General features: G+C 60.4%; 14 protein-coding genes and 1 tRNA gene. 9 read left to right on the top strand and 6 right to left on the bottom strand.

Annotated elements, in window-relative coordinates:
• The first annotated feature begins 58 nt into the window (after positions 1-58).
• Complete coding sequence (locus tag CFE428DRAFT_RS02640) at positions 59-715, top strand: hypothetical protein (protein WP_006977882.1); 657 nt, start codon at positions 59-61, stop codon at positions 713-715.
• A gap of 305 nt (positions 716-1,020) precedes the next feature.
• Here CFE428DRAFT_RS02640 and pdxH read toward each other — a convergent pair whose 3' ends face one another.
• The 4 genes from pdxH to CFE428DRAFT_RS02620 all read right to left on the bottom strand — a co-directional run bounded on the left by pdxH (position 1,021) and on the right by CFE428DRAFT_RS02620 (position 4,050).
• On the bottom strand, positions 1,021-1,671 hold the full coding sequence (pdxH, locus tag CFE428DRAFT_RS02635; RefSeq protein ID WP_006977881.1) for a pyridoxamine 5'-phosphate oxidase: 651 nt from the start codon (positions 1,669-1,671) through the stop codon (positions 1,021-1,023).
• Complete coding sequence (locus tag CFE428DRAFT_RS02630; RefSeq protein ID WP_006977880.1) at positions 1,672-2,112, bottom strand: response regulator; 441 nt, start codon at positions 2,110-2,112, stop codon at positions 1,672-1,674. It abuts the gene before it with no gap.
• A gap of 7 nt (positions 2,113-2,119) precedes the next feature.
• Positions 2,120-3,949, bottom strand: a complete 1,830-nt coding sequence (locus CFE428DRAFT_RS32845) for a sensor histidine kinase (protein ID WP_006977879.1) — start codon at positions 3,947-3,949, stop codon at positions 2,120-2,122.
• 13 nt (positions 3,950-3,962) lie between these two features.
• Positions 3,963-4,050, bottom strand: a tRNA-Ser gene (locus CFE428DRAFT_RS02620).
• Positions 4,051-4,329: 279 nt separating this feature from the next.
• Here CFE428DRAFT_RS02620 and CFE428DRAFT_RS02615 point away from each other — a divergent pair.
• Positions 4,330-5,280: a hypothetical protein gene (locus CFE428DRAFT_RS02615; protein WP_006977878.1), complete on the top strand. Its 951-nt coding sequence runs from the start codon at positions 4,330-4,332 to the stop codon at positions 5,278-5,280.
• Complete coding sequence (locus CFE428DRAFT_RS02610; protein ID WP_006977877.1) at positions 5,277-6,998, top strand: RNA-directed DNA polymerase; 1,722 nt, start codon at positions 5,277-5,279, stop codon at positions 6,996-6,998. The genes CFE428DRAFT_RS02615 and CFE428DRAFT_RS02610 overlap by 4 nt, the downstream gene beginning before the upstream one ends.
• A 351-nt stretch (positions 6,999-7,349) precedes the next feature.
• On the opposite strand, the gene CFE428DRAFT_RS02605 is transcribed toward CFE428DRAFT_RS02610, so the two are convergent.
• The gene (locus CFE428DRAFT_RS02605; protein WP_006977876.1) at positions 7,350-8,405 is read right to left on the bottom strand and encodes a Gfo/Idh/MocA family protein; all 1,056 of its coding nucleotides are present in this window, start codon (positions 8,403-8,405) and stop codon (positions 7,350-7,352) included.
• Positions 8,351-8,584 (bottom strand): twin-arginine translocation signal domain-containing protein, encoded by a 234-nt coding sequence (locus tag CFE428DRAFT_RS38660; protein ID WP_006977875.1) that lies wholly within the window; start codon positions 8,582-8,584, stop codon positions 8,351-8,353. Before CFE428DRAFT_RS38660 ends, CFE428DRAFT_RS02605 begins: the two co-directional genes overlap by 55 nt.
• Positions 8,585-8,728: 144 nt before the next feature.
• Here CFE428DRAFT_RS38660 and CFE428DRAFT_RS02600 point away from each other — a divergent pair, with 144 nt between their 5' ends.
• The 6 genes from CFE428DRAFT_RS02600 to fabD all read left to right on the top strand — a co-directional run bounded on the left by CFE428DRAFT_RS02600 (position 8,729) and on the right by fabD (position 15,849).
• Positions 8,729-9,604, top strand: a complete 876-nt coding sequence (locus tag CFE428DRAFT_RS02600; RefSeq protein WP_006977874.1) for a helix-turn-helix transcriptional regulator — start codon at positions 8,729-8,731, stop codon at positions 9,602-9,604.
• Positions 9,605-9,806: 202 nt separating this feature from the next.
• Positions 9,807-10,163 carry a hypothetical protein gene (locus tag CFE428DRAFT_RS02595; protein ID WP_006977873.1) on the top strand — a complete coding sequence of 119 codons (357 nt, stop codon included), beginning with the start codon at positions 9,807-9,809 and terminating at the stop codon, positions 10,161-10,163.
• Positions 10,164-10,239: 76 nt separating this feature from the next.
• Positions 10,240-10,974, top strand: a complete 735-nt coding sequence (locus CFE428DRAFT_RS02590; protein WP_042724224.1) for an RNA polymerase sigma factor — start codon at positions 10,240-10,242, stop codon at positions 10,972-10,974.
• A 135-nt stretch (positions 10,975-11,109) separates the two neighbouring features.
• On the top strand, positions 11,110-13,584 hold the full coding sequence (locus CFE428DRAFT_RS32840) for a serine/threonine-protein kinase (RefSeq protein ID WP_006977871.1): 2,475 nt from the start codon (positions 11,110-11,112) through the stop codon (positions 13,582-13,584).
• A 205-nt stretch (positions 13,585-13,789) separates the two neighbouring features.
• Entirely contained in the window at positions 13,790-14,914 is a 1,125-nt protein-coding gene (locus CFE428DRAFT_RS02580; protein ID WP_042724313.1) for a glycerate kinase, read from the top strand.
• A complete protein-coding gene (gene fabD / locus CFE428DRAFT_RS02575; protein WP_006977869.1) occupies positions 14,911-15,849 on the top strand; it encodes an ACP S-malonyltransferase in 939 nt (312 codons plus the stop codon). Before CFE428DRAFT_RS02580 ends, fabD begins: the two co-directional genes overlap by 4 nt.
• Positions 15,850-15,869: the final 20 nt, after the last annotated feature.

Raw genomic sequence — 15,869 nt, 5'->3', positions numbered from 1 at the left:
CACCAACCTCACACGCGCACTTGCCTCCTCGCGGCAGGTAGCTAGACTTGGCGCTGTCATGGCGTCGTTGCTCATACGCTCCACGCTTTTCCTGGCACTCGCCCTCGCGAGCGCCACCGCTCAGGACTTGCCCAGGAAATCGGGCCCCGCGGATATCATCGATCCCGAGCCCAAATTGCTGCTCAACGATCTGCCGGATGTGCCCATCCCCGGCACTCCGTTTCCCGATAGCCTCGCGGCGGACCAGACTCCGGCGGCCATCGCCAGGCTCGAAGGCGCTTTGGCACGGGCCAAAAAGAACGCGGCTTTTCGGGAGCGGCTTTGCAAGACCGGCGTGCTTTCGAAGCTCGAAGCCGAGCAAGGCGAGATGACGGTCGTGCGGTTGACCAGGGACTTGGAAAACGCGCGGCTCAAAGCACTGCAACAGGAATTAGCCGAGCGCCGCAAAGAACCTCCAGCGGATGAAGCCGCGAAGAAGGAGCTGCAAGATATCGAAGTGCGTCTGGCCGCCGCGGCGGTAACCGCGCAGGACGCCACGACGAAGTGGGAACAGGCGGTCAGGAGCGCCGCGGAAATCCGCGTCTGGCGGGAGCGCAAGCTGATGGCCCTGGGTGCTGGATCGAAGTCCTCGCTGAAGCGAGCGGAGGCGGCCCTGCAGAGTCTCACGGCAACACCCGCAGTCGCACCGATCGCCGCGCCGCCACCGAATCCGTAAAGAAGTGGATCGGGACAGGTGGCGCATAGCAGAGAAACACGCGAAGCGTGTCCCAAAAAAACATCGTCATCCTGAGCGGAGTGCCCCGGGGCGAAGGCGGGCGGGGCACGTAGTCGAAGGACCTCTGACCTCCGTGGGCGAAGGTGGAGGGAAAATAGACGCGTGGCCACGTGTAAGCGGTGAAAGCTCCGCGCGAAAACCCACAGAAATTGGAGGTCCTTCGGCTCCGCCCATGCTTCCCCGCTCCGCTCAGGATGACGATTGGTTTTTGGATCGCCCTTCGGGCGGATGCAGCCACGCACCCATTACGGCGACAACCGCTCGATCTGCCACCCGCCATCGGGCTCGCGCGTATAGCGCAGCCGATCGTGCAGCCGGCTCCGCCGTCCCTGCCAAAACTCAATCGTCTCCGGCACCACGCAGTACCCACCCCAATGCGGCGGCAGCGGAATCTGCCCTTGCCCGAATCTCTCCCGCGCTTCGGCAAATTGCCTCTCGAGCTGCGCCCGATCCGCAATCACCTCGCTCTGCGTCGACGCCCACGCCCCGACCTGGCTGGCTTCCGGGCGGGTGTGAAAATAAGCGGCCGACTCCTCCGCCGAGGACTTCACCACCTTGCCGGTGACATTCACCTGACGCTCCAGCGCGTTCCACCAAAAGGTCAGCGCCACCTTCGGATTCGCCGCGAAATGCCGCCCCTTCGCCCCATCGTAGTTGGTGAAAAACGTGAAACCCCGATCATCGCAAATCTTCAGCAACACCGTGCGCGTCCACGGCTGCCCCGTGGCATCCACGCTGGCCACGGTCATGGCATTCGGCTCGAGAAGCTGATGATCCACCGCCTCATTCAACCAGGCGTTGAATTGCTTGATCGGATCCGGATCGAGATCACTCCGGCGCAGACCGCGCTGGGCGTAATCCTGCCGGAGAGCGGCGAGCTCGGCGGGAGATAACATCTACTCTTTCTGCGGCGGCAGCTCGACGATCTCAAACCAGTATTTTTCCAGCGTCTGCAAAATATCCACCAGTGCCTCGAAAGTCACCGGCTTCACGATGTAGCTGTTCACGCCGAGATCGTAGCTCTTGTAAATGTCCTCGTCCGCCTTGGAAGTCGTCAGCACGACCACCGGGATCTGGCGCAAATCGGGATCGCCCTTCAGTTCCTTGAGCACCGTGCGGCCATCTTTCCGCGGCATGTTCAAGTCGAGCAGGATGAGGCCCGGGCGCGGCGCTTCGGCGGGCGGCGCATACGCTCCCGTGCGGCGAAGATAGTCGAGGAGCTGCTCCCCGTTTTCCACGAAGCGCACATCATTGATGAGGCGCGCCTCCTCAAATGCCTCCTGGGTTAACCGCCGGTCGTCCGCGTCGTCGTCGGCCATCAAAATGGTTATCGGCATGGCTTCTCTACTCATTTGCTTGGGGTGATGGTTGGGTCACCGGCAGCGTCACAATGAACGCGGCACCTTGACCTTCCGCACTCTTTGCCACAATCGAACCGCCGTGCCTATCAGTAATTTTTCGGCACACCGCGAGACCAATGCCGGTACCCTCATATTCGCTGCGGCTGTGCAGCCGCTGGAACACCACGAAAATCTGATCACCGAATTTCGGATCGAAGCCGATGCCATTGTCGCGCACCACAATCTTGCAAATCCGCTGGCCGGGAATTGCCACTTCGCCCGCGCTGCGTTCCTTCACCTCGTAGATGCGCCCCTCGATGACCACTTCGGGCCGGTCGCCGGGCCTTTGGAACTTGAGGGCGTTGCTGATCAGATTCTGGAAAAGCTGGCGCATCTGCACGGCATCGGCCTCGATCGTGGGCAAGTCACCGACCTCGATCTTCGCGTGCTGCTGTTCGATGGTGATTTCCAGATCGGACAACACGGTGCGCACGACTTCGTTGAGGTCGCACGCCTCGAAAGGCAGCGCGCGGCTGGTGATCCGCGAGAGCTTGAGCAGGTCCTGGATGAGCACCTGCATCCGCTGGGCCGCATTCTGCATGCGGTCGAGGTAATCGAGCCCCTGGGCACTGAGCGTCTTCCCGCACTTCACCCGCAGGCGGTCGCTGAAAGCCTGGATCTTGCGTAGCGGTTCCTGCAAATCGTGCGAGGCCACAGACGCGAAGTTTTGCAGCTCGGCATTGCTGTTCTCGAGCTGGGCGGCGAAGCGCAGCAGTTGCACTTCGGAGATCTTGCGGTCGGTGATATCCGCGCTGATCCCCACCAGGCCAATGACGGAGCCATCCGTGTCGCGCAGCGGCACCCTCGTGGTCTGAATCCAGAGCTCGCCCCCATCCTCCTGAAGCCGCGCTTCCTCATGATTGAAAATCCCCTCGCCCGTCTCGATCACCCGATGGTCGTCCTCGTCGAAACGCTCAGCCTCCGCCGCGGAGTAATAATCGAACACCGTCCGCCCGGTCGTCGTGCCCTCCGTTTTCGGACCATACATTTCGCGGTGGGCCACATTATCGAGAATGAAGCGCCCTTCCACGTCCTTCACGTAAACGTGGTCCGGAATGGTATCGATGATACTGAGCAGCAGGTGATGCTCGGCGGCGAGTGCTTCCTCCGCGCGATGCCGCGCCGCCACGTCGCGCAAGATGAGGAAGCAGGCCACCAGCAAGGCGATGAAGGTGAAAACGCTGCCCGCGACGATGGTCAGCGTGGTCGCGCGTCCCACGTAGCGCGTCAGCGCCGCGCGTTCCGCCAGCAACTGACGTTGTTCGCGATCGAAGTCCGCGAGGATTTTCCGGATGTCCTGCGTCGTCTGGTCGCTCTCGCCCTTGGCAAAAATCGTCAGGCTGGCGGCAAACCCCTGGGTCCGCCGGGTCTCGATTTCCGTCTGCTGCTCGGCGAAGTTGCGCTGGATGAGGGTGAGCAAGCGGTCGAGCTTCACCGTCTGTTGCGGGGTATCGGCCGTGTAGGTCTTGAGCGCGTTGAAATTCTCGATGATCTGCGCCTGCGCTTCCTCAAAGCCGCGCAGGTAGGTCTCGTCGCCGGTGATAATGAAACCGCGGCGCCCGCTTTCCATTTCCATGAGGTGCCGCTGGGTGCGCTCCTGCAGTTCCATGACCTCACGGGTGCGCGTCACCCAGTCGGCGGTGAGGATGAAGGCACGGGTGCTGCGGTAGCTGATGAACCCGATGATACCGAACATGAGGAACACCAACCCGAACCCGATGATGATTTTCCGCCGGATGGAAAACCGGGGCGCAGCGGGGGGAGGGGTCGACATCGGGGAGGAAAAATGGCGGAGGAGGTGGGATTCGAACCCACGGAGCCTTGCGGCTCTCCGGTTTTCAAGACCGGCGCATTAGACCGCTCTGCCACCCCTCCTTGAAGTGTATTGCGGACGCGCTACACCGATATTGAGGCCGCGACGCAATTTCAAATGCCATTTTCACGATTGGGCCGCTTATTGGTCGCCGCGGGAAACTCAGAACGGCCCTTCTCCACTTCCGGTCTACTGTCAAGAGTTGGCCATGATCCTGTGCTGCCCCGATCCTGCGCGATCCTGTGGGGCTGATCCAATTCATTGTATTTCCACGACAATTCCTTGTCATCAACAAGGCTCTTGCCCCAGTCCGCATACACGGTCTACAACCCGATACAGGTATGCGCCTCGTCGAAGTTGCTGATTTACCGGACCACGTATGGAATGCCACGACTCAGCATTTAACGTTGCCTTCCGCTCTAGGCGACGCCTACCGGGAGATGATCATCGAGAGCGGACTGCTCGACGCTGCGCTAGCGGCTGGCAACGATGAGGACGGACCGGTTGGCGGAGTCCGTGAAGAGGAAGCGAAGAGGCATTTTGCCCAACGTTTCAGTAGTTCTTGCGCACGTGTTCAAATCGCTCTGGTAGATCCAAAAGGGCACTTAGGCGAAGCCTCAAACCGCCTCTTTCATGCGCTCGCCGGCGGGCGCGTTACGCTTTTGGACATCCCTTGTGGCGCTGGTGCGGCGACAGCAACCTTGCTTCTCACGATTGCAGCCTTGCGTAGAGCCCGAGTCATCCCATCACTTCCATTAGATGTATTCGTGGTCGGCGGCGACTTCTCCATACATGCCCGCAACCTGTGCGAACGACTCATGTCCAAGATCGATCCCGCGTTGCGGCAAGCTCAAATCTTCGTTCGCCATAAGCACGTGGAATGGGACGTTTGCGATCCGGTCAGCACAACGTCTCTTATCCAGAATTGGACCAGCCATGGCGTCGATTGCGACAGTTACCTCGTGGTAGCGGCGAATTTCTCGGGCTTTCTCGAAAAGGAGAGAAAATTTGACCAAGCCAAACCTCAATTAGAGGAAATCTTCCGCTGGGTTGGTCTCTTCCGCTCGGATGTCATTTGGATCGAGCCCCAAACCAATGTTGCCAAAGATCACTTCTTCCCTCGGCTTATTCGCGTTTTCACAGGATATCTCAAGCGGTTGTTCCTGCCCGCTAAGGTTGCAGAACAGGCAACCGCCAAATCAACCTGTCACTGCCCTCACCCTCTCGCCCCAACTCACGCACTACGAGTGAATTTGACACTCATGCGACTCGATAGAACTAACCCTCGATGAAGCCGGAATTGTTGGCATTGCGGACGGTCAACCAATATCGGTCCCGCGATATCTTCACCTACTTAGGGCTGCGATACTATCTTGAGAATCGAGCTGCTCGGAGAGACCGGTGGGCCGAAGAAGTTGCGGCTGACTTGCGCCTAGGGAAATCCTCGACCACCTACAACCTTACATATTGCTTTAAAGAGATTGGCGCCAATGGAGCGATTGGACACAGAGAGCTACATATCCCCGGACCAAACGAAGCCCTAGCTGAGGCTGCGCTACTCCGAGCATGTGCAGTGGCAGGCAGTTCGTTTCAAAGCAGTGATGCAGTTTTCAGCTACAAGCTGCCCGAAAGCACCGACCCGCGCGGCATCTTCGAACCCTATTATATTGGCTACGCGAAGCGGCATTCGGCAATTGCGAATGCGTGCAAGACGTATCCGGGCTCTACAGTTTTATATCGGGACTTGCGGCGTTTTTATCCATCGATCTCGCATAGTCTAGCGAATCAGGCATGGGAAGATGCGTGCCAAACCAGCGGTTTGGACAGAAAGTTCAAACGCCTTGGTGATCGTATTCTTCAAGACTATCGGCATGTCTCCACGAAAAGCAACAAAGGCATCATCACCGGTCCGATGTTCAGCCATTTATTGGCGAATCTCGTATTGCGTCCGCTGGATGACGTAATGATCGGCGAATTTTCCGGACGGTATTTCCGCTATGTAGATGATCTGGTCGTCATAGTGAAACCAAACGACGCCAATCGGACGGACGCCTTCATTAAAGAACTCTGCGGAGAACGTGGACTCGAAGTGAACTTGACGAAGGGGTTTGAAGTGTCGACCGACGATTGGTTGGTTGCAGAACACGATCTCAGCCTTCCTCAGGGAGGTCCATCGTGGGTCTCATTCGTCGGGGGAATAAAGCAGTTGCTCGTGAGCAACCCTGTGTCACACACCAACCTCGAACAGCTATTCAAGGACAACGGAATTCGCATTGTGCCCCTAGACTACTCGCATGCGGTGACAGATCGGTCTTGGCTCGAACGCTTTGTGGATTTGGCTTCAAAGCCATGGTTCAGGCGCAAAGTCGCTGCCCGGACTCCCCTCACCATAACGGCAGAGGGTCTCACACTCCGGGCGCTCTTTATGGAAAAGTTCCTTACCGCCTGCGAACAACCGGTGCCGCAAGGTGGATTCCATCGGAAACGTTGGCTCCAACAGTTGCGCTATGCGACCGCACGACTGATCTATTTGGCAGACCCCAAGCATTTGCAGGCAATCTCACAGGCTCTGACGAAAGTGTCGGAACTGACGGAATACGCGTCAATCTTCGATGCGTTGTCCTCCAAAGACGTCACAAGGTTGCTGCCGTTTGGCGGCAACGTAGCACAAGCGGCTGCCCAACCTTTGAAAGCCTTGGGTGACACTATAAAGTGCAACATCCCCGTCTGGATTCCAGCGGCGGTAGAAGCGCTCGGCGTGCTCCTTATTAACGGCGTCCCACTAAACATTCAATCCGCCCCATCACACGATAATCCCCTATGGTCCTTCGCAAGCTGGAACAACGGAGCAGGCGATCTGACTACAAACGGAAATTCGTATTTCCGAGAGTTGGCGTGCCTTCACGGCGCGATGGATCAAAGTCGGCACTCAGAAACGCTCGCGACCGCTTTCGATCCAGCCGAAAACCTGGTATTTGACGCCTACTGGCTCGGACGTTCGTCCTCGTAGCTGGAAAGGTAAAGGGTCTCTTTAAACGTCCGTTTCTGAGGCTATGGACCACGAGATCGACTTAGCGACGATTGAGGCGTCCCGGATGCTTCAAAACTCGTCTCACTATCAATGCGTCATAACCTCGCGGGGCTATTGGGAATTGAGACACTTCGTTTGGTCATGAAAGTTGGATACTCTAGAATTTCGACCGGTGATCAAAACCTTGCGCGGGCCATCGCCCTCGTGAGCGGCCCATCTCGGATGATGCCTTGAATGAATTTGGGCGTGACGACCGTCATGGCAACACGGGGCACGAGGTTAACTTCCGGGCCTGTCACAGCCAAGGTTAAGATCGTGCTGCCATTCCCGTTAGACCTTGGCGTCAAATTGCGGCACCTTCAGCAGTTCTCCGCCTTTCAGGGCCGATTGATGGGCGACGATGCCCGGGGCGGTGTAGGCCACGGCCTCATAGATATCCACGGCGGGTTTGCGCTGTTGCAGGACGGCGGTAATGAATTCGTGGGTGATGAAACAATGAGATCCCTCGTGTCCGCTGGCGTGCCGCAGGGGGGCGGGAAGCAGATCGGTTTGCCACCACTTCACTTCCTCGAAGTGCTCCACCGACTGGGCGAAGCGGGAGAAACCACCGGCATCTTTTTCCAGCACGGGCTCGGCATGGGAATGCACTTTCACGGCGTCGGCGCCCGGTTGCGCACCTCGGTAATAAAAGCTCATCTTGTCGCCGTAAAAACGGGCGCGTTCACCCCCCGGTTGCGCGCCGCGCCACCACACCGCCACGCGCATGGAGTTGCCCCGGCTGGTCTTGAAGAAAGCCGTCTCATTCCAGAAAGGATTCTGATAGACGTTGTCCTTCAAAATGGGATTGCCGTCGCCCCACCCATGACAGGTCACCTCGGTGAGACGCTCACCAGACACGCTGACCAGGTGCGAGGTGCAGTGCGTGGGATACTGCATCGGGGCCATACCGTAGCGCCAGGTGCGCTGGCCATTCTCGAAGAAAAGTGATTCGAGACCAGGGTGGTGATATTCGGACTCCACGAAGTAAAGGGAGCCAAATTCGCCGGCCCGATAGAACTTTCGGGCGGAAATCGTGAACTGCTGCCAGTGGCTCGTCTCCGCCATCATGTAGGTCAGCCCCGTCTTTTTCACCGCGTCGATCATCTTCTGGCAATCCTCCAGCGTCATGGCGGCGGGGACGGCGCAGAGCACGTGCTTGCCGGCGGCGAGGCACAGGAGGACGTGGCGCGAGTGATCGGGCACGGGCGTGAAGAGCGCCACGGCCTCGATCTTCGGGTCTTTCACCAGTTCCTCGAGCGAGTCGTAGGCCTTATCACATTTGTAGGTGCTTTTCAGTTTTTCCCCGGCGTTCCCGGGCGCAAATCGCTGACGGCCTCGACGATGCAATCGGGGTGCTCGTGGAACTGGAAGTTCACCCCAAAGCCTCCACCGACAATGCCCACGCGTAATTTCTTCGCCGCGACTTCCGATTCGCCCAGGAGATGGTAGCCGACGAGAGATCCCGCAGCGGCGAGCGTCGACGTTTGGAGAAAAGAACGCCGTGTGGGGAGTCCTGAATTTTCCATGGACGAAGTGGTTCCAAGAGACAGTGCAGGACGGGGTGGCTGACCGGTTTTACTGGGAGAATGGCGCATAGATGCGTTAGGAATACCCTATTTTGTCGTTGCGGGAATGGACGTTGGGCGGCCGATTCCTGTATTTTTTCGACCATGAAATATCTCCCCTATCACCACGACTTGCCCCTGGCTTTTGAGGGCCGTTTGGGATTGAGGGTCCATTGGTTTGGCCGCTACGCCGGGTATCCGGAATGGCACATCAAGAAGGCACGGTTGATGGGCGATATGGTGTTCTTTTTCTTCGTCGAGACGGAAAGTTGCTGGGTGGTGATCAACGGCGTGCGGCTGAATTTGCGCGCCGGTGACCTGCTCGTCGGTCGAGGGGGCGATGAGTTTTATTTCGGGCACCAGGCGGAACGCCCGCACGCAAGCCTCTCGGTTTCCCTGGCTCTGGAGCAAGGTGGAGTGGCCAACCGGCTTCTGCACTATGCCTTTGAGCGACGCTATACCCTGCCGGATCCTGCGTCCTACGTCGCCGAATTTGAGAAGGTCCTCGCCACTTTCCGCCGCGGCGGCCCCCATCAGGATCTGGCCATCGCGGGCGCAATCATCCGCTGGCTGGCGGGCGTCCTCGATCTTTTGCGCCCGGCAACCGCATCGAATTTCTCCGAGCCGACCGCCGCCGTAGACCGCATTCTTTCGGCCGAGGAGTGGGCGCTCTCGCGGTTAGGCGAGTGCATCACCATCAAAAGCTGGGCGGCGTCGGTGCGACTGAATTCCGATTATTTCGCCCGCCTCTTTCGCAAAAACACCGGCCGGCGGCCCATGGAATGGCTCAATGAACGCCGGCTTCAACGCGCCTCGCAATTGCTGATCAGCACTTCGCAGCCGATGCATGAGATCGCGGAAGCCTGCGGATTTCTCTGCCCGTTCTATTTTTCCAGGAAGTTCAAAAAGCACTTTGGAAAAACGCCCACGAGTTATCGGCGGAAGAGCGCGCTGACCGGTCTCATCCAAACAGGAAATTAGGTGAAGAATCCTGTAAGAATGGAATGGGGGGATTCGTTTTCTCGTAGGTCACTCTTCTTTTTCCTGATGCAACGCTCCATGCGTCCCCTCCTTTTTCTACTCGTGACTTCATGCTTCGCCAGCCTTTGGGCAACTGAACCGCGGAGCGTTTCATATGACCAGCCGCTGACGCTCAGTCGGAACGATCATTCGCGAATACGACATGAGTTTCGTCGATAGCGACCTTTCGCCGTTGCGCGATCCGAAAGCGGTCGCGCGGGCGGTGGCGGAGGCGCGACGGAATCATGCCCTCGATGAATCCAAGCCGCTGCATCAGCCCTCTCCGCACCTGATCCTGCAACTCGACATTCCGATCTCCGTGCTCGGCAAGGAGGGCGATGATTTCTGCCCGGCAGAGCGAAATGTGCGGGAGATCGATCTCGGCGCGGAACGCCCGGTGCAGAGCGCGGACTTGGGAAAAACGCGCTTTCGAGTTTCGGGGAAGCTCTGGCACGCAGTCACGGTTCACCATCTCCGGCCGATCATGATGAAGGTTACCGCTTGGGAGCGGGCGAAATGAGCCGTCGCCATCGCTTCGTTCATTGAGCCTGTAACGGCTGGCGTCATTTTGGTAAGAAAGATGCGAACTTTCCACCGTGTCGCGCGCCTCCCCTCCCTCTCCTCAATTTCTGACGACCCATTGGTCGGTCGTGCTCGCGGCGCAGGGCGACGCCGCGACGGTGGCGCGGGTAGCCTTGGAGACGTTGTGCCGTTCCTATTGGTATCCGCTCTATGCTTATGCGCGGCGGATGGGACAGGCGCCGCAGGATGCCGAGGACCTGACGCAGGAATTTTTCGCCCAGTTGCTGGAGAAAGATTGGCTGCTGGCGGCGGCGCCGGAGAAAGGGCGGTTTCGCACGTTTCTCCTCGTGGCGCTGAAACGATTCATGGCCAAAGAGTGGCAGCGGGCCAGCGCGCAGAAACGCGGCGGCGGGCGGACGCATCTTTCGCTCGATACCACGGATGCCGAGCAGCGATACGCCGGTGAACCAACGGAGCCATGGACGGCGGAGGACATTTACGAGCGGCGCTGGGCGATGACGCTGCTCAATCAAGCGCTGGAGCAATTGCGCGCGGAATTTGCCGAAGCGGGAAAGGAAGCGGAGTTCGAGTGCTTGAAGCACTGGCTCTCGGCGGATCGCGGCGGGATTCCGTATGCCGAACTGGCCGTGGAGCTGGGCCACAGCGAGGGCGCCGCGCGCGTGGCGGTGCATCGGCTGCGCAAGCGCTTTCGCCAGCTTTTCCGTGAGGCCATCGCCGCCACCGTGGCGGAAGGAGAATCGGTGGAAGAGGAATTGCGCCACCTCGTGGCAGTGCTCGGTCGCAGCTGATCGACCGTAACATTCCATGGAAATTTCGTAACTCCACTGGTGATGAATCCAAATGAACCAGCGAAATGCCCGCAATGCGGTGCTCTCCTGCCCGCCGATGCTCCCCAGGGCCTCTGCCCCCGCTGCCTGGCGGCGATGAACCTGGGCACCGATACTCTCACGGACGCGGAAGCCGCCGCCGGCCGGCCGGCGGCGCCTACACCGGAGGAACTCACGCCCCATTTTCCCCAGCTCGATATCCTCGAATGCCTCGGCCGCGGCGGAATGGGGGTGGTCTACCAGGCACGGCAGAAATCGTTGAACCGGCTGGTCGCCCTGAAATTACTCGCCCCGGAACGGGCGGGTGATGCGGATTTTGCGAAGCGCTTCGCCCAGGAGGCGCAGGCGCTGGCCGCGCTGAGTCATCCGCATATCGTGACGGTGCATGATTTCGGGCAGGCGGGCGGGTTCTATTACCTGCTCATGGAATTCATCGATGGCGTGAACTTGCGCCAGGCGATGCAGGCCGGACGTTTCAAGCCGGAGCAGGCGCTGGCCATTGTGCCGCCGATTTGCGCTGCGCTGCAGTATGCCCATGAGCACGGGATCGTGCATCGCGACATCAAGCCGGAGAACCTCCTGCTCGACAAAGAAGGCCGCGTGAAAATCGCCGACTTCGGGATCGCCAAGATGCTCGGTGAAGAGTCCTCCACCGGCATCGCCGAATCCCAACCGGCCGGCACGCCGCAATACATGGCGCCAGAGCAGAAACAACATCAGCGCACCGATCACCGCGCGGATATCTATTCACTCGGGGTCGTGCTTTACGAGATGCTCACCGGCGAACTGCCGGGAGAAAAGCTGCAGCCGCCCTCGTCCCGCCTTCGTGGGCTGCAGATCGACGTGCGGCTGGACGAGATCGTGTTGCGCGCACTGGAGAAGGCGCCGGAGATGCGGTTTCAGACGGCGGCGGAACTGCGCACCCAAGTCGAAACGGTGGCGAGCCATCCGACGGCGTCCGCGAAGGCCAATCCGGCGCCAGGTGCTCCGCCGCGGGTCCTCAAAATCGGCATGGCCTATGTCACGACGCCCGACCAGCTCCGCACATTCGAAGGGCGCTTTTTTCTTCATCGCACCAACACCCAGCTACACCTCGACGAGCAGCAACTCTCCTTCGCGCTGGCCAGAACGCCCACGAGCATTCCCTTGGCAGCCATCGGCGATCTGAGCATCGGGCATTTTCCGCGGATGATGAATCCGGCCGGGATTAATTACATCAGCGTGAGCTATGAGGAAGGAGGCGAGACCCGGCGCGTGTTGCTCACCCCCAACGAGGGATTGATCGACTCGCCCGGGCACGTCAATCGGCTCGGCGCGGAATGGTTCGCGGCCATCAGGGACGCCGTCACGGCCACGACGGGCAAGGCGCCCGCGACCACCCCCGCGGAGCAACTCGGTCTCCCCTCCTCGCCCGCCGCACTCGCCGTATGGGCGATGATTCTATTGCCGGCGCTGCTCTTGTTGCTGGTCACTTTCTCCATCGCCGGCTCAGGCAGTTTCCTCACGCCGCTCAATACTACTCTTATCGGCGTTCTCGTCCTGGGCTCTCTCGCGGTGGTCTATCGGTATTCGCGAGGACGCGAGAGAGTGGCGGGGGACTCCGCTACCAGAGAGCCTGGGAGCGCAGGCAATACCAAATCGCGGCACGCCTGGGTCTGGCTGGTCTCGGGCATCGTTGCCGTGATCGTGTTCGGCTTCTTTGTGCTCTGCGCGGGGGTATTTTGGCTTTATGGCCGCGCAGCAAGCTCGAACAGGCAGGCGGTCGCGCAACAAGCCACGGCCATCGCCAGGGAAGCCGCCGCACGCCAAGCTGCGGAAGCGCGGACCGCGCATTCTCCGCATCAGCCCAACACGAAAACCGAAATTCATCTCGTTCCGCAATCGGTGGTGGACTCGGCGCGAGCGGCACGGGATCGGGCGACGAAGCTTTTTCAAGCCGGCTTCAAGGACCCCAGCGCGGTTTCGAAAGCGGAGGAGCAATTGCGCTGGGCGGAAGCGATGTATGCGGGCGATCGTCTGCGCGCCGCACTGGCCCGGCGGGATGGGGCGAAGGAGCGCCTGACCTTGCTGCAAAGGCAGCGGCTGGCGCTTCGGGGCCAATCTGGCCCCGTGCCGGTAGATGATGAACTGACTGCGGCCGAGCGCGAACTGGCCGAGGCGGAAGCTCGGGTCGGCGAGTTGCAGATGTCTGGCACGCCGAACGGTGGTCTTCTGCCGGTCACTCAGAGCAATGGCCATCTCGTTCCCCAGTCCGTGGTCGACTCGGCTCGGGAAGCCCTCGACGTGGCCCAGAAGCGCTTCGAGGCGGGAAACATTGATCAAGTGACCTGCATGAAGGCCAGGGAGCAGTTGCAATGGGCGGAGGCCATGTTTGTCGGGGATCGACTGGGGGCGGCGAAGGCGCGGCGCGATGGGGCGCGCGAGCGACTCGAAGTGTTAAAACAAATGTCCCTGGCTGGAAGGGCCTCGCCGGAAGATATGGCGGCGGTGGAACGTGAAACGGCGGAGGCCGAGGCTCAGGTCAGCGAGTTGCAGGGGGCGTCTCGGTCGACGACGCCCGGTGCTAAATAAGAAGCTCGTAGCGAGGCGCTTATCCGGAGGGATGCGCTCCTGCGAGTTCCCAAACTTCTTCTGGCAGTGGATTTCCAGGAAGATGGGGACGCGCGGGAGCGCATCCCTCCGAGTGCCCCCGGGCGCGGAATCTTCTCAGCTGATTTTTTGGCTCTGGCAGCTTGTCAATCTGCACGGTTGCACCGACACTCCCCGTCCCATTTTTGTGAAGATCCTCGTTGCTCCGGATAAATTCAAAGGCTCGCTCTCCGCGGTGGCGGTGGCGGAAGCCATTTCGGCCGGCTTCCGCCGGGTATGGCCGGAGGTGGAGATCACGCACGCACCCATCGCGGATGGTGGGGAAGGTTTTGCCGACGCCTTGCGCGATGCACTGGGTGGCGAGTGGGTCACGACCCGCGCGCTCGACCCCATCGGGCGCGAGGTGGACGCGCGCTATGCCTGGGTGGAAAGCGAGAAGCTGGCGATCATCGACATGAGCGAGACGTCGGGGCTCTGGCGGCTCAAGCCAGAGGAACTCGCCCCCCTGCAGGCGAATACTTTCGGCACTGGGCAGCTCATTCGTCATGCGACCGAGCGTGGGGCGCGCAAAATCCTGGTCGGCCTCGGTGGAAGTGCGACGACGGATGGCGGGATCGGCATGGCGGAGGCACTGGGCTATAATTTTCTGACCAGCGACGGCGAGGACCTGGAGCCGATTCCGGGCAATCTGCTCGCCCTGATCCGCGTCGAGGCCCACAACGCGATCGATCTGCCGGAAATCATCGCGGCGTGCGATGTGCAGAATCCCCTGCTCGGCCCGCGCGGAACGGCCCACGTTTTCAGCCCGCAAAAGGGCGCGAAGGAAATGGACATCGTGGCGCTGGAAGAAGGGCTGCTGAATCTCGCCGACGTGGTGGCGAATGATCTGGAGTGCGATTTCCGCGATACGCCGGGAGCCGGCGCAGCGGGCGGGATTGCTTTTGGTCTATTGAGTTTTTGCCGGGCGAAAATTTGCTCGGGATTCGACCTTGTCGCCGACACGCTGCATCTCGAAGACCGCATCGCGGCGTGCGATCTGGTCGTCACCGGCGAAGGCCGCATCGACGGGCAAACGCTGGAAGGCAAGGGCCCGGCCGGGGTGGCTGCGCTCGCTCGCAAACACCAAAAACCGGTGCTGGCGTTCGCCGGTTCCATCGCCGACAGTCCGGCTGTGGGTTCCCTCTTCGACGCGCTCTGCGCCATCATCGACGAACCGGTGTCTCTCGACGCCGCGATGCAGCGTGGCGCGGAATTTCTGGAGCGCAGTGCCGCACGCGCCGCACGGACGCTCCGCCTCGGACAAAGACTATGAAAGATAAACGCATCGCCCTTCTTTTTGCAGGACAAGGAGCCCAGGCTGTCGGCATGGGCAAGGATCTCGCGGCCAAGTATCCTGCCGCCGCGGAACTCTTTTCCAAGGCTGACAGCATTCTCGGTTATTCGCTGAGCAAGATCGCGTTCGAGGGGCCGGACGAAGAACTCACCCAGACCAAGCACTGCCAGCCGGCGCTTTTCGTGCACGGCCTGGCTACGCTCGCGGCGTTGCGCGCGGAAGTCGGCGAGTTTTCGGTGCATGCCGCGGCGGGTCTTTCGCTCGGCGAATTTACCGCGCATTGCGCGGCGGGGACGTTTGATTTTGAGACCGGCCTGAAGCTGGTGGCTCGCCGTGGGCTGTTCATGCAGGAAGCCTGCGAGCAGACCAGCGGTGGCATGGCGGCGATGATCGGCGCGGATGAAAGCACGGTGCGCGCGCTGGCCGCGGAGACCGATGTGGACGTCGCGAACCTCAACAGCCCCGGGCAGATCGTGGTCTCGGGCGAGAGCTCAAAGGTGGCGCTGGCCGTGTCGCTCGCCAAGGAACACGGCATCCGCATGGCCAAGACTTTGAACGTCGCCGGTGCGTATCATTCGCGGCTCATGAACTCGGCATTCATCCGGCTCGGCGAGGAATTGCAGCGCACCTCGCTCGCTACGCCGCGCTTCATGGTGATTTGCAATGTCGATGCGGCCCCGGTGCGCGAGGAAGAGGAGATCCGCTCGTCGCTGCAGGATCAGGTGACCGGCACGGTGCGCTGGACCGAGACGATCGAATACCTCGTCGATGAAGAGAAGTGCGACCTTTTCCTCGAGCTCGGGCCGGGCGGCGTTCTCGCCGGTCTGCTCAATCGGACACGCAAGGGCACGCCGTGCATTTCGATCACGGATGAACCTTCGCTGGAAGCGGCGTTGACGGCGCTACGGAGCTAGGTAGGCGGACGCGCTTCGTT

This window comes from Chthoniobacter flavus Ellin428, assembly GCF_000173075.1.
Classification (GTDB): Bacteria; Verrucomicrobiota; Verrucomicrobiia; order Chthoniobacterales; family Chthoniobacteraceae; genus Chthoniobacter; species Chthoniobacter flavus.
The sequence above is the reverse complement of the archived record's forward strand: the minus strand, read 5'-3'. Positions and strand labels throughout refer to the sequence as shown.

Excerpts from the sequence above, each read along its gene's own strand:
- CFE428DRAFT_RS02630 (WP_006977880.1), bottom strand. The coding sequence starts at position 2,112 with ATGCCGATAACCATTTTGATGGCCGACGACGACGCGGACGACCGGCGG.
- pdxH (WP_006977881.1), bottom strand. The coding sequence starts at position 1,671 with ATGTTATCTCCCGCCGAGCTCGCCGCTCTCCGGCAGGATTACGCCCAG.
- CFE428DRAFT_RS32840 (WP_006977871.1), top strand. The coding sequence starts at position 11,110 with ATGAACCTGGGCACCGATACTCTCACGGACGCGGAAGCCGCCGCCGGC.
- CFE428DRAFT_RS38660 (WP_006977875.1), bottom strand. The coding sequence starts at position 8,584 with ATGGAAAATTCAGGACTCCCCACACGGCGTTCTTTTCTCCAAACGTCG.
- CFE428DRAFT_RS32845 (WP_006977879.1), bottom strand. The coding sequence starts at position 3,949 with ATGTCGACCCCTCCCCCCGCTGCGCCCCGGTTTTCCATCCGGCGGAAA.
- CFE428DRAFT_RS02595 (WP_006977873.1), top strand. The coding sequence starts at position 9,807 with ATGAGTTTCGTCGATAGCGACCTTTCGCCGTTGCGCGATCCGAAAGCG.
- CFE428DRAFT_RS02600 (WP_006977874.1), top strand. The coding sequence starts at position 8,729 with ATGAAATATCTCCCCTATCACCACGACTTGCCCCTGGCTTTTGAGGGC.
- CFE428DRAFT_RS02615 (WP_006977878.1), top strand. The coding sequence starts at position 4,330 with ATGCGCCTCGTCGAAGTTGCTGATTTACCGGACCACGTATGGAATGCC.
- fabD (WP_006977869.1), top strand. The coding sequence starts at position 14,911 with ATGAAAGATAAACGCATCGCCCTTCTTTTTGCAGGACAAGGAGCCCAG.
- CFE428DRAFT_RS02640 (WP_006977882.1), top strand. The coding sequence starts at position 59 with ATGGCGTCGTTGCTCATACGCTCCACGCTTTTCCTGGCACTCGCCCTC.
- CFE428DRAFT_RS02610 (WP_006977877.1), top strand. The coding sequence starts at position 5,277 with ATGAAGCCGGAATTGTTGGCATTGCGGACGGTCAACCAATATCGGTCC.